At 56.3% G+C, this 13,420-nt stretch carries 9 protein-coding genes and 1 pseudogene; 8 read left to right on the top strand and 2 right to left on the bottom strand.

Annotated features, from left to right (window positions below; all coding sequences use genetic code 11):
- Window positions 1–33: 33 nt before the first annotated feature.
- Window positions 34–1,350, top strand: coding sequence for a chloride channel protein (locus tag NF347_RS00945; RefSeq protein WP_107035553.1), 1,317 nt, complete (start codon window positions 34–36; stop codon window positions 1,348–1,350).
- A gap of 23 nt (window positions 1,351–1,373) precedes the next feature.
- Here NF347_RS00945 and NF347_RS00940 read toward each other — a convergent pair whose 3' ends face one another.
- Together NF347_RS00940 and NF347_RS00935 are read right to left on the bottom strand one after the other, a co-directional pair.
- Window positions 1,374–2,156 (bottom strand): ABC transporter ATP-binding protein, encoded by a 783-nt coding sequence (locus NF347_RS00940; protein WP_107035552.1) that lies wholly within the window; start codon window positions 2,154–2,156, stop codon window positions 1,374–1,376.
- Entirely contained in the window at window positions 2,153–2,896 is a 744-nt protein-coding gene (locus tag NF347_RS00935; RefSeq protein WP_370364566.1) for an MlaE family ABC transporter permease, read from the bottom strand. The genes NF347_RS00940 and NF347_RS00935 overlap by 4 nt, the downstream gene beginning before the upstream one ends.
- A gap of 355 nt (window positions 2,897–3,251) precedes the next feature.
- Between NF347_RS00935 and NF347_RS00930 the strand changes: the two genes are divergently transcribed.
- The 7 genes and pseudogenes from NF347_RS00930 (at window position 3,252) to NF347_RS00900 (ending at window position 13,417) form a co-directional block, all read left to right on the top strand.
- Entirely contained in the window at window positions 3,252–3,617 is a 366-nt protein-coding gene (locus tag NF347_RS00930) for a DUF3127 domain-containing protein (protein ID WP_107035550.1), read from the top strand.
- Between the two features lie 98 nt (window positions 3,618–3,715).
- Complete coding sequence (locus tag NF347_RS00925) at window positions 3,716–5,032, top strand: alpha-L-fucosidase (protein WP_107035549.1); 1,317 nt, start codon at window positions 3,716–3,718, stop codon at window positions 5,030–5,032.
- A gap of 26 nt (window positions 5,033–5,058) precedes the next feature.
- The gene (locus NF347_RS00920; protein ID WP_107035548.1) at window positions 5,059–5,820 is read left to right on the top strand and encodes a copper homeostasis protein CutC; all 762 of its coding nucleotides are present in this window, start codon (window positions 5,059–5,061) and stop codon (window positions 5,818–5,820) included.
- A complete protein-coding gene (locus NF347_RS00915) occupies window positions 5,817–8,444 on the top strand; it encodes a transglutaminase domain-containing protein (protein WP_107035547.1) in 2,628 nt (875 codons plus the stop codon). The genes NF347_RS00920 and NF347_RS00915 overlap by 4 nt, the downstream gene beginning before the upstream one ends.
- A pseudogene (locus tag NF347_RS00910) lies at window positions 8,441–8,530 on the top strand (HipA family kinase); the annotation flags it as partial. The gene NF347_RS00915 and the pseudogene NF347_RS00910, both read left to right, overlap by 4 nt.
- A 200-nt stretch (window positions 8,531–8,730) precedes the next feature.
- Complete coding sequence (locus NF347_RS00905; RefSeq protein ID WP_306254311.1) at window positions 8,731–10,395, top strand: beta-N-acetylhexosaminidase; 1,665 nt, start codon at window positions 8,731–8,733, stop codon at window positions 10,393–10,395.
- Between the two features lie 43 nt (window positions 10,396–10,438).
- Window positions 10,439–13,417: a PEP/pyruvate-binding domain-containing protein gene (locus NF347_RS00900; protein ID WP_107681545.1), complete on the top strand. Its 2,979-nt coding sequence runs from the start codon at window positions 10,439–10,441 to the stop codon at window positions 13,415–13,417.
- Window positions 13,418–13,420: the final 3 nt, after the last annotated feature.

Below are 13,420 nucleotides of genomic sequence, written 5' to 3'. Positions count from 1 at the left end.
CATATATTGAACGAGAAAACTCGACCGTCAACGATGATCTCACACACACCACCCGGATTTGTCAGATGGGTCAAGGCGCGCATAAGCCCTACCCCGCTGATCTTCATCCTTGCCTTCATCACAGGGCTTGGCGCCGGCGCGTGCGCCTATGCGCTCAAAGAGATGATCAGGCATATCTCGAAGTGGCTCACCGCAGGCCTCGACAGTTCGTGGCCCGACTGGATGCTTGTGGCTCTGCCCGTGGCAGGCATTGTGCTGACCGGCATATTCGTGCGCTACATACTTCGGCACGACATAACCCACGGTGTGAGCCGCATCATAGGCCGACTGCGCAACAAGGACTACACCATGCGCACATCGTCGATATGGAGCCCTATGATAGCAAGCACCATCACGCTCGGATTCGGAGGCTCGGCCGGAGCCGAAGGCCCGATAGCCTACGTAGGCGCCGGCATCGGAAGCAATCTCGCACGCTGGATGCAGCTCACACCCGACCAAATGAAAATATTACTTGGCTGCGGAGCCGCCGCCGGCATAGCCGGAATATTCAAGTCGCCGGTGGGAGGGTTTCTTTTCACGCTCGAAGTGCTGCGCATGGAGCTGGTTACCATATCGGTGATGGGCGTACTGACAGCCACCATTACAGCCGCCACCACGGCCTATATGCTGTCGGGGTTCACGCCCGACATTGCGTTTGCGCCCGCATCGTCATTTGATCCGGCCATGACAGGATGGTTTCTCGCTTTAGGAGTGTTCATCGGATTGTACGCGCTCTACTACTCATCGATGATGACGGTCATGCAGCGGCTATACAACTCTATCTCAAATCCATGGCTCCGCAATCTTTCGGGCGGACTCATACTCGCCGTGGCTCTGATGATGTTTCCGGCTCTATACGGCGAGGGTTATACGGTGATCACCTCACTGCTTGCCGGCGACGCATCGCCACTCCTCAAGGGGAGCGTGCTCCAATCGGGCGGAATGCCGATGGCGCTGACCGCTGCAGCGGCACTCATCGTAGCCATAAAGACTTTCGCCACTTCGGCCTCCAACAGTGCGGGCGGAGTGGCCGGCGATTTTGCTCCGACGCTTTTTGCCGGAGCTGTCGGTGGATTACTGTTCGCCAGTCTTGTAAGGATCGTGACAGGAGTGGAACTCCCGGCGGGGCAAATGGTCTATGCCGGAATGGCAGGAATGATGGCAGGAGCTGTACGCGCGCCCCTTATGGCTCTGTTTCTGACAGTGGAGATGACCGGCCGCTATGAATTTTTCTTCCCGCTGCTGGTAGCCACAGCCGTAAGTTTCGGCATCGTGCGGCTGCGCAATCTGCGCAGTTTCATTATCGCCTGAACGTCACTTCCCCACACATCCGGTCAATCACGCGGACTCGGATGCTCGTGGCTGACCACATACTGCCTGACACGCTGAAAAAGGTCAGTAGCAAACACAAAGTCGTTGAGCGCTTCGTTTTCAGTGCGATATATCTCTTTCATATTGCCCACCCACTCACGGTGGCCTTTGTTGATGAAAACGATGTTCTCGCCGATGCCGAGCACCGAGTTCATGTCATGGGTATTAATTATCGTGGTGATATTATACTCGTGGGTGATATCGCTCAGAAGCTCGTCGATGAGGATTGATGTCTTCGGATCAAGTCCGGAGTTGGGTTCGTCGCAAAACAGATATCTCGGATTGAGGGCTATGGCTCTGGCTATCGCCACACGCTTCTGCATACCGCCTGATATCTCCGACGGATACTTGGCATCGGCTCCCTTCAGATTGACGCGATCGATACAGAAATGCGCGCGTTCGAGCTGCTGCTCGTGGCTCATGTCGGTAAACATCATCAAAGGGAACATGACGTTGCCGAGCACCGTTTCAGAGTCGAAAAGCGCCGATCCCTGAAACAGCATGCCTATCTCCTTACGCAGTTCCTTCACCTGGTCGTGGGTCATCTGCATTACGTCGCGTCCATCGTAAAGTATCTCGCCCTTTTCCGGATGCAGCAGTCCGACGATCGACTTAATCAGCACCGTCTTTCCTGATCCGCTCTGACCTATAATGAGATTGGTCTTGCCGGTTTCGAAAGTGCAGCTCACGTCATGGAGCACTGTTTTGTCGTCAAACGACTTGGTGACGTTCTTTACTTCAATCATTGCAGCAGGAGTTTGGTCAGTACCACATCAAGCAGCAATATAAGGATGCTGCTTGTCACGACGGCGTTGGTGCTCGCCTTGCCCACTTCGAGGGCGCCACCCTTGACATAATAGCCGAAATACGATGACACCGAGGCTATGACATAGGCGAAAAAGAGCGACTTGATAAAGCCATACCACACGTACCATTCCTGAAACAGAGCCTGAATGCCATATACATACCGGCTGACGGTTATAATATCGGTGAAAACCGCTACCGCAAAACCGCCGAAAAGCGACGTAGCTATACAGAACGCCACGAGCACCGGCATGAACAGCACGAAACCCACCACCTTGGGGAGCACAAGAAAATTGGCCGAATTGACGCCCATGATGTCAAGAGCGTCGATCTGCTCTGTCACCTTCATAGTGCCTATCTCCGAGGCGATGTTCGAGCCTACCTTGCCCGCAAGAATCAGACAGAGTATCGAGTTGGAGAATTCAAGAAGCACGATGTCACGTGTGGCCAGACCTACCGAATAGGCCGGAATCAGAGGCGATGAAATATTGAGCTGCATCTGAATGGCGATCACAGCACCGATAAATATCGAGATGATCATCACAAGCGGAATGGAGTCCACTCCGAGCTTGGAGATCTCCAGCACGGTGCGTCTCAGAGCCACCCGCCATTTGTCGGGCACCGCAAACACACGGCTCACGAATATCCAGTAGCGGCCGAACGAGGTCAGCGATTTTGTCAGTAGCATACTGATAGGTAAGTATCTATTGAAGATTAAACGATCGGACATTACGGCCGACCAGGTCGAATTGACTACAGCCAGCCGCTTTACCGCTGCAAAGTTAACCAAATTTTCTCACCCCGTTGCCGGACATCACCATATTCAGCCAATTTAGCAGCATTTTTAACCAATCCTCAATAGCTGTCACTTGGCAATTATCGGAATTTTGTAAGTATTTTGCACCTTGAAACAAGAGCGTTTTTTTGTCGGGTCGGGATTATTGCGTAAATTTGCAGAGATAACCATAAAGGATCAAACACATCATCAACGACAGCGACAAGACCAATAACAACAATAAACATCATAACATCCGATAATGGAATTAAAAGGAAAAATCATTCTCGACCTCGGCGCCGTGTCGGGCACCTCGAAGGCGGGCAACAACTGGAAGAAGCATGAATATGTGCTCGAGACTCAGGAGACATATCCCAAGAAAGTGCACTTCGACTTCTTCGGCGACAACGCCGACCGCTATCAGCTCAACGTAGGCGACGACGTCACCCTGAGCTTCGACATCGAAAGCCGCGAATACAACGGCCGCTGGTACACCAGCATCCGCGGATGGAAAGCCGAAACCGCCGGACAGCAGCCCATGTCGGCACCCGCCATGCCGCAGGGAGCAGACTTCCCTCCCGCGCCTATCGCACCCGACGGCGGCTCAGACAGCGATCTGCCGTTCTGATCGACGCCACCGGAATACAACCATGACAAGAAACCTCCAGCCAGACAACGACTGGCGGTTTCTTCGCTTTTTATAAAACCCTTAAATACCATATCATAATGAAAAAAATCATGGCTGCGGCCATAGCGGCGACACTCACGGCCGGAATTCCGGCATCGGCCTCCACACCCGACAGCTACGTACCCTCACCCGAAATCGTGACCGCACAGCAGGAGTTTGCCGACAACGGATTCGGCATTTTCCTCCACTGGGGCATCTACAGCCTATTCGGACAAGGCGAATGGTATCTCAACTACGGCGCCTCAGCCGAAGAATATGCCAAATCGGCCAAAGCCTTCTATCCGGCCGACTTCAACGCCGCCGAATGGGTCAAGGCATTCAAGGACGCAGGAGCAAAATACATCACGTTCACCACACGCCATCACGACGGATTCTCGATGTTCGCCACACGTCAGAGCGACTACAACATAGTGGACGCGACGCCGTTCAAACGCGACATACTCAAGGAACTTGCCGATGAATGCGAGAAACAGGGGCTGAAACTCCACCTCTACTACTCCCACATCGACTGGACACGACCCGACTATCCGTCGGGACGCACCGGCCTGAAGACCGGACGCGACACCACACTGCGCGACTGGCCGAGCTACTACAAGTTTATGAACAACCAGCTCACCGAACTGCTCACAAACTATGGAAAGATCGGTGCAATCTGGTTTGACGGCAAGTGGGATCATGACCAGGATTCCACAGCCTTTGACTGGCAGCTCCCCGAACAGTATGCGCTCATACACCGGCTCCAGCCCGGAACACTCATAGCCAACAACCACCACGAGACGCCTTATCCGGGCGAGGACTTCCAGATATTCGAGCGCGATCTGCCCGGACAGAACGAGCACGGACTTTCAGGACAGGACGTGTCGCAGCTGCCGCTTGAGACATGCGCCACGATGAACGGAATGTGGGGCTACAAGATCATGGACCAGAACTACAAGAGTGTGCCCGAACTGATAGAGCTGCTCGTCAATGCACGCGGCAAAGGAGCCAACCTGCTCCTCAACATCGGCCCGCAGCCCAACGGCGAACTGCCCGCAGCCGCGCTTGACCGCCTCAAAGGGATGGGAGAATGGCTCCGCGCCAACGGTGAAACCGTCTACGGAGTGCGCGCCGCCGACTTCCCCGCCCAGTCGTGGGGAACGGCCACACGCAAAGGCGACAAGCTATATCTCCACGTATTCCGTCCCGAAGGCAACGAGATCACAGTGCCCACTGCGTTAAAAATCAAGAGTGCCAAGGAATTCGCCACAAAATCAACACTCAAACACTCACGACTCAAAGAGGGGGGAGTAAAAATCACACTTCCCGAAATCCCTCAGGGTACGATCGACTATATCATCGAACTCGAAACAAAGTGATCATATCAACTCGCTAACCATACTACATGACACACGACAACACAACACATAGAAATCTGCTCGAAGTCTGCGCCGGCGACATAGAAAGCGTCTACGCAGCCTCGCGCGGAGAAGCACAGCGCGTAGAGCTTTGCTCGGCTCTCGCCGACGGAGGCATCACCCCCTCCACCGGCTTCATACGCCAGGCCGTCAGAGTGCCCGGAATGAAAGTCCACGTGCTGATACGACCGCGCGGAGGCGACTTCCTGTACACCCCTGAAGAAGTGGCGTCAATGACCGACGACATCGTGGCGGCCCGCGAAGCGGGAGCGCACGGCGTTGTAATCGGAGCGCTCACCCCCGACGGCGATATTGACATGGACGCCTGCCGCCAGATGATGGAGGCGGCGTCCGGTATGAACGTAACGTTCCACCGCGCCTTCGATCTGTGCCGCGACCCGTTTGAAGCGCTCGACCACATAATAGCCCTCGGATGCAACCGCCTCCTCACATCGGGTCAGGCCGCATCGGCACTCGATGGCGCACCGATGCTCCGTCAGCTCGTCGACCGCGCGGCCGGACGCCTCGTCGTCCTTGCCGGCGGAGGAGTCTGCCCGCAGAATGCCGCAGAGATTATCCGCCTTTCCGGCACATGCGAGATTCACGCATCGGCACGCCACACCATAGCCAGCCACATGATCTACCGCAAACCTGGGGTAAGCATGGGAGCACCCGGCACCGACGAATATTCACGTAAAACGACATCGGCCGAAATCGTGGCCGAAATCATCAAAGCCATCAATCCATGAAACTACGACACATAGCCATAGCCGCCATCATCTCGGCGGCAGCATGCGGCGCGACAGCACAGAACATCGCTACGCCTAAAGTAAAAGCCGATTTCAAAGAACGCCAGGAGAAGGTTGCCAATCCGGCATATTTCACCGTATTCGACCGCAACCTCACGCCACAGCAGCGCGAAGCGCTCGAATTTCTCTACGCCTACATGCCGCTACCCGACATAGCCGACTACTCCGGGGATTTTTTCCTCACAAACGTCGACGCCACCCTGCGTGCCCGCAAAGAGATGCCCTGGGGCAAAAATATCCCCGACCGCGAATGGCGCCATTTCGTCCTGCCGCTGCGTATCAACAACGAAGCGCTCGACAATCACCGTCCGGAATTCTACGCCGAACTAAAGGATCGCGTGAAGGGGCTGTCGATGAAAGACGCTATACTCGAGGTGAACCACTGGTGTCATGAGAAAGCCACCTATGAGCCATCGGACAGCCGCACCCACTCCCCTCTGGCCACTGTTTCGTCGGCCATCGGACGCTGCGGCGAGGAATCGACCTTCACAGTGGGCGCTCTGCGTGCGGTAGGCATCCCTGCCCGACAGATCTACACCCCACGCTGGGCGCATACCGACGACAACCACGCCTGGGTTGAGGCATGGGCCGACGGACAATGGTATTTTTTAGGCGCATGCGAACCCGAACCGGTACTTAACCTTGGATGGTTCAACGCTCCGGCCTCGCGAGGCATGATGATGAACACCTATGCTTTCGGAGCCTACGACGGCCCCGAAGAGGTGCTCGCCACACCCGACGGCTATACCAACATCAACGTCACTACCAACTATGCTCCGGTCGACACCATCACTGTCAATGTGACCGACCGGCAGGGACGTCCGGCCGCAGGCACCGAAGTCAGCTTCAGGCTTTACAACTACGGTGAGTTCTACCCCATAGCCACCAAAACCACCGACCAGCATGGCCGCGCCTCACTCTCGGCCGGAATAGGCGACGTGGTGGTCTGGGCTACCGACGGTAAAAATTTCGGAATGACCAAAGGTTCCGTAGGGCGCGACCGCAACGTGGCTGTGACGCTTGATCTCACTCCCTCCTATACGGGAGTCAAGGAGATGGACATCATCCCGCCTGTGGCTTCAAACAAGCCCGTAGAGGTCACCCCGGCCCAGGCTGCCGAAAACGACCGACGCAAGGTGTATGAAGACTCTCTCCGCGGCGCATACACCGCCACGTTCTTTACCCGCGAGCGCGGCGAGGATCTTGGCAGACGCCTCGGCCTTGACCCCGCCAGAGTGGCTGCTGTGATGATCGACGCCAGAGGCAACCACAAGACCATCGAGCAGTTTCTGAGCGGAGTGCCCGAGGCCGACCGTGAACGCGCCCTCACGCTCGTGGAATCGCTAAGCGTCAAAGACCGCAGCGACGTGCCCGCCGTAATCCTCGCCGACCATCTGACGGCTCCCGTCTACGACACACCGCTCTATGCCGAATACATACTGTCGCCACGCATCGACAACGAAGCCCTCACACCTTTCCGCTCCTACTTCTCCGCCACCGTCGGCAAGGACGAAGCGGCCAGAATGCGCGCCAATCCGGCTGAATTAGTGGCACAGACAGCCCGCGATATAACCATATTGCCCGACTGGTATCCCGGCAACATCAGGATGAGTCCGGAAGCTGTCGACCGGTCGAAAGCCACCAACGCAGCCTCGCGCGACATTTATTTCGTAGCCAAGGCCCGAAGCCTCGGCATACCGGCCCGCATCGATCCCGTCACAGGCAAGACACAGTGGGCCGACGCCAAGGGCAACTGGACTGACGCCAGCTTCGGCGGCGACAGTTCCGCATCCGCAAAACCGGCATCCCAGGGCACACTCAAGCTTGCATTTACCAAGACCGGCCGGATCGATGACCCGAAATATTACACGCAGTTCACCCTGTCGAAGATCGCCGACGGACGTCCGCAGCTCCTCGGCTTCCCCGAAGACGCCACATGGAGCAGCATACTCCGCGACGGCCAGAAGCTCGACGAAGGACAATACATGCTCGTCAGCGGCCAGCGCATGGCCGACGGCGGAGTGCTCTCGCGTGCACAGTTTTTCGACATCCGACCCGAATCCACAGTCAGCGATACCCTCGTGATGCGTCAGGACAACAAGGGAGTGCAGGTGATCGGCAACTTCAACTCCGAGAACACCTACACCGATCTCGCATCAGGCGCGGAGAAATCCGTGCTCTCCACCACCGGACGCGGCTACTACGTCATCGGACTGCTGACCCCCAACCATGAACCCACCAACCACGCCCTGCGCGACATCGCGGCCGTAGCTCCCGAATTCGAGAAGTGGGGACGTGGCATGATACTGCTGTTCAAGGACCGTCAGGACGCCGGACGCTTCGACTCGTCGCTGCTTCCCGAACTACCCTCGACCGTCAGCTATGGAATCGACACCGACGGAAAGATCGCAGCGGAGATCATCGGCAACCTCAAGCTGTCGACTACAGAACGTCCCGTGTTCATTATCGCCGACACGTTCAACCGCATCGTGTTTGTCAGCCAGGGCTACACCATCGGTCTGGGCGACCAGATAGTCGACACCATACATCATCTCGGAGAATGACCATCGACCTGCGCTGCCAGGAAGTCACACGTTACATACAGCCTCTGCGCGAAGGCGGCTCGCTGCCCCTTCTCGCGGAGGCTGACTACTGACTTCGACAACACTTTCGACCGTCTTTTTGCCGAACTTGTAGACTGAGCTCCCCGAGCCACTGTTCCTGAACGACTCCGGTGGCGACCATCGACGGCTCGGCGGCAAGATCGTCTGGTGGTTTTTTCTTGGTAAAGCAAGTGAAAATTTGTAACTTCGCAACATTATTAATCTTGAAACGACAAGCTTCGACAAAATGAGATTACACAGCCGACTCGCAGCCATAGCAGCCACCGCAGCTATATGCCTCAACGCCGCCGCACAGGACACCCCCGCCATCATACCCCTTCCGGCGAAGATTGAGACCTCCGACGGCACTCTGAAACTACCGCAGACCATCGGCTACAGCGTAGCGGCATATCCGGGCGACAGCATCGCCACAGTGATGCAGCGTTTCATACCGGATTTTGAAAAAGCTACCGGATCAAAATTCACCGAAAGCGATACCGGCGCGATGCTCACGCTTTCCATAGATCCGGCCATCGGCGCGGAAGCCTACCGGCTCGAAGTGGACAGCGACGGCATCACGATAGAGGCTTCGCGCCCTGCCGGATTTTTCTATGCCCTGCAGACCCTCCGACAGCTTATGCCCTACGACGTGTCGCGCAGCAGCGCCTCACTGCCGTTTGTGACTATCGTCGACAAACCTCGTTTCGGCTGGCGCGGATTCATGCTCGACGAAGGACGCCACTTCTTCGGCAAGGATGAAGTAAAAAAAGTGCTCGACATGATGGCAGCCCACAAAATGAACCGTTTCCACTGGCATCTGACCGAAGATCAGGGATGGCGTATAGAGATCAAACAATATCCGCTGCTGACGCAGGTGGGCGCGAAGCGCAAGAGCAAAAGCCTCGGATGGGCACAGCTCGAACCCGACACCCTTGACTATGACGGCTTCTACACCCAGGACGACATACGCGAGATTGTGGCATACGCCAAGGATCGCTTCATCGAAATAGTGCCGGAAATCGACATACCCGGTCACACCCAGGCCGCAGTGGCATCCTACCCCGAAATACTCGCCTGCGATCCGGAAAAGCCCCACGAAGTGTGGCGCTATCAGGGCGTATCAACCGACGTCATGAATGTCAGCAATCCGGCAGCTGTGAAGATGTCGACCGACATTATCGACGAACTGATACCGCTCTTCCCCTTCCCGTATCTGCATCTTGGAGGCGACGAGTGTCCCACCGACAAATGGGAACAGAACAGCCAGTGCCGCGCGCAGCTCGACTCAATAGGATCGGACAACTTCCGCGACCTGCAACTCAACTTCTACCGCCAGATCGCAGCCCATATAGCCGCAAAGCCCAAGTCCGAACAGCGCCACCTGATATTCTGGAACGAAGTGCTCCACGGCAACACCGACATGCTTCCCTCCGACATCACCATCATGGCATGGATAGGAAAGCAGCCCGCAGAGAAAGCCGCCATGGAGGCCGCACGACGCGGCATGAACGCCATACTCACACCGCAGATTCCCTACTACATCAACCGCAGACAGTCGAAACTCGCCACTGAACCGGTGTCGCAAGGCGCCGGAACCGAAAATCTTGAGGCCGTCTACAACTACGTGCCCATGAACGGAGTTCCTGCCGAACTGGCCGACAAATATATGGGCATACAGGCCAACTTCTGGAGCGAATACGTCATCACGCCCGAATTTCTCGAATATCTCATGATGCCGCGTCTGTCGGCTGTGGCCGAAGCAGCCTGGACCCCGCAGGAATGCCGCGACTACACCGACTTCCGCAACCGCATACGCACCCTCAAGCCGATGCTCGACGCAGCCGGATGGAATTACGCGCCCCACGAATTCGTCAACGATCCCGACAACCAGTCAGCCATCGACGCCGACTGACCGCAACAGCCACCGACAACCGCATTTCACAACCTCCTGAAAGATGAACGAAGACGCATTGAGCCAACTGTATCTCAAGGATACGGCATTTCAAAACCTCATGCAGAAGCGCATTTTCAATGTGCTTCTCGTGGCATCGCCCTACGATGCGTTCATGATGGAAGAGGACGGCCGCATAGAGGAACAGCTCTACTTCGAATACGTCGCCCTCAACCTAAGTTCGCCACCGCGCATCACACAGGTGGCCACTGCCGAGGAGGCCGTTGAAATGATGCACCACAAGCATTTTGATCTCGTGATCATGATGCCCGGCATGGATGTCAGCGAAACGTTCGCGGGCGCCCGGATCATCAAGGAGATGAAGCCCCATATGCCCATCGTGGTGCTGACTCCCTTCTCCAAAGAGGTGTCGCGGCGGCTGGCCAACGAAGATCTCGGATGTGTCGACTACGTGTTCAGCTGGCTCGGCAACGTCGACCTGCTGCTGGCAATAATCAAGCTGCTTGAGGACCGGCTCAATGCCGAGAAGGACATAAACGAAGTGGGCGTTCAGCTCATCATGCTTGTGGAGGACTCCGTGCGGTTCTACTCGTCGGTACTTCCGACGGTCTACAAAAACCTACTCAAGCAATCCTACGAATCATCGACCGAGGCGCTCAACAAGCATGAGCAGATGCTGCGCATGCGCGGACGCCCCAAAGTGATGCTTGCCCGCGATTACGAGGAGGCCATGGACATATACCGACGCTTCGGCAGCAACCTGCTCGGGGTGATCAGCGACGTATCGTTCAAACGCGACGGAGTGAAGGACATCCATGCCGGGCTGAAACTGGCAAGCTTCCTGCGACAAAACGACCCACACCTGCCCATAATCGTCGAATCGTCCGACTCCGACAATTCCGATCCTGTGATGCAGCTCGGATGCGTGTTTATCGACAAGAACTCCAAGAAACTTCCTGTAGATCTTGGAGCCGCGATAAAAGACAAGTTCGGCTTCGGCGACCTCGTGCTCCGCGACCCACGCACCGGCAGCGAGATCATGCGCATCCAATCGCTCAAGGATCTGCAATACCGCATTTCCGACATCCCCTCGGAAGTGTTGCTCCACCACGCCTCTACCGACGATATTTCGCGCTGGCTCTATTCCCGCGCACTGTTCCCGATAGCCGACGTGGTGAAAAGCCACCGCTTCTACTCGCTCGACGAAGTGCCGGCCGTGCGACGCCTGTTTTTCGATCTCATCGTGAAATACCGCAAGATGAAAAACCGCGGCGTGGTGGCCGTGTTCCGCAAAGACCGCTTTGACCACTACTCCAACTTCGCCAGGATCGGCGAGGGATCTCTTGGAGGCAAAGGCCGCGGCCTTGCATTCATCGACCAGATAATCAAGAAGCACCCTATCTGCGACAATCTCGACGGCATCACCGTCAGGATACCGCGCACAGTGGTGCTCTGCACCGACATATTCGACGAATTCATGGCCACCAACGGACTTTATCCGCTGGCACTGAGCGACGCCCCCGACGAAACCATATTGAAATATTTCCTTCAGGCACGTCTGCCCGAACGCTTGATAGAGGACTTCTTCGCACTCTTCGAAGTTGTCGACAAACCACTGGCAATACGCAGCTCCAGTCTGCTCGAAGACTCGCATTACCAGCCTTTTGCAGGCATCTACTCCACCTACATGGTGCCGCGCGTCACCGACCGCTACGAGATGCTCAAGATGCTTTCCGACGCCATCAAGGCTGTTTATGCATCGGTATTCTATGCCGACTCAAAGGCCTATATGACAGCCACCTCCAATGTCATTGACCAGGAAAAGATGGCTGTCATAATCCAGGAAGTCGTGGGCGAGGAAGCCGGAGGATACTACTTCCCGTCGTTTTCAGGCGTAGGACGCTCGCTCAACTACTATCCCATAGGGCACGAACAGCCCGAGGACGGTGTGGCCGAACTGGCCGTCGGACTCGGAAAATATATCGTGGACGGCGGAATGGGACTACGCTTCTCCCCGCGTCATCCCGAATCCGTATTGCAGACCTCGGAGCTATCTCTGGCGCTGCGCGACACACAGACACGCATGTATGTGCTGTCGACCGGCGACACCCCCGTGGACTTCAGCGTCGACGACGGCTTCAACATCGTCAAGAAATCCGTGCAGGACATAGCGCCCACCGGAGCATTGCGCTGGATGACATCGGTCTACGACTACCGCGACAATGTGCTCCGCGATAACGACGCCGGCGAAGGTCGCCGCGTAGTCACGTTCAACAATATACTGAAACACAAAGCCTATCCGCTGGCCGAGGCGCTCGACTTCATGCTCACCACCGGACAGAGGGAGATGTGCCGCCCGGTGGAAATAGAGTTTGCCGGAACCATCGACCGCTCCGGACAGGGTTCGAAAGGCCATCTCTACTGGCTGCAGATCCGCCCGATAGTCGATCGCAAGGAACTTGTCGACGAACACCTGCTCGAACTGTCCGACGACCAGCTCATCATGCGCTCCGACACGGCGCTCGGCCACGGCACGATCGACAGCGTCAGCAAGATCGTGTATGTCCGTCCCGAGAAATTCTCCTCGTCCAACAACCCATTCATAGCCCGCGAAATCGAGAAGATCAACCGCCAGATGACTGCCGACGGCGACAATTATATTCTTGTCGGCCCCGGACGATGGGGATCGAGCGACACAGCGCTCGGCATTCCCGTGAAATGGCCGCAGATCGCATCAGCACGGCTCATCGTGGAGTCGGCCGTGGGCGACTATCGTGTGGAGCCGAGCCAAGGCACACATTTCTTCCAGAATCTGACTTCGTTCGGCGTAGGATATTTCACGATCGATCCGGCATCGGGCAACGGTTTTTTCAATGTCGGCATCCTCGACTCGATGAAGGTTGATCTCGAAACGGAGTTTGTCAGAGTCGTCACATTCCCCTCACCGCTGGCCATCGGCATCAACGGCAAGAAAGGGATAGGAGTAGTGGCTCTTCCGCCGACTGACAGTCAAAGCCAATAACAC

The organism is Paramuribaculum intestinale, assembly GCF_030759015.1.
Taxonomy (GTDB): Bacteria; Bacteroidota; Bacteroidia; order Bacteroidales; family Muribaculaceae; genus Paramuribaculum; species Paramuribaculum intestinale.
The sequence above is the reverse complement of the archived record's forward strand: the minus strand, read 5'-3'. Positions and strand labels throughout refer to the sequence as shown.

Coding starts and splice junctions, on each gene's coding strand:
- NF347_RS00945 (WP_107035553.1), top strand. CDS start 34: ATGATCTCACACACACCACCCGGATTTGTCAGATGGGTCAAGGCGCGC.
- NF347_RS00915 (WP_107035547.1), top strand. CDS start 5,817: ATGAAACTACGACACATAGCCATAGCCGCCATCATCTCGGCGGCAGCA.
- NF347_RS00925 (WP_107035549.1), top strand. CDS start 3,716: ATGAAAAAAATCATGGCTGCGGCCATAGCGGCGACACTCACGGCCGGA.
- NF347_RS00920 (WP_107035548.1), top strand. CDS start 5,059: ATGACACACGACAACACAACACATAGAAATCTGCTCGAAGTCTGCGCC.
- NF347_RS00940 (WP_107035552.1), bottom strand. CDS start 2,156: ATGATTGAAGTAAAGAACGTCACCAAGTCGTTTGACGACAAAACAGTG.
- NF347_RS00900 (WP_107681545.1), top strand. CDS start 10,439: ATGAACGAAGACGCATTGAGCCAACTGTATCTCAAGGATACGGCATTT.
- NF347_RS00905 (WP_306254311.1), top strand. CDS start 8,731: ATGAGATTACACAGCCGACTCGCAGCCATAGCAGCCACCGCAGCTATA.
- NF347_RS00930 (WP_107035550.1), top strand. CDS start 3,252: ATGGAATTAAAAGGAAAAATCATTCTCGACCTCGGCGCCGTGTCGGGC.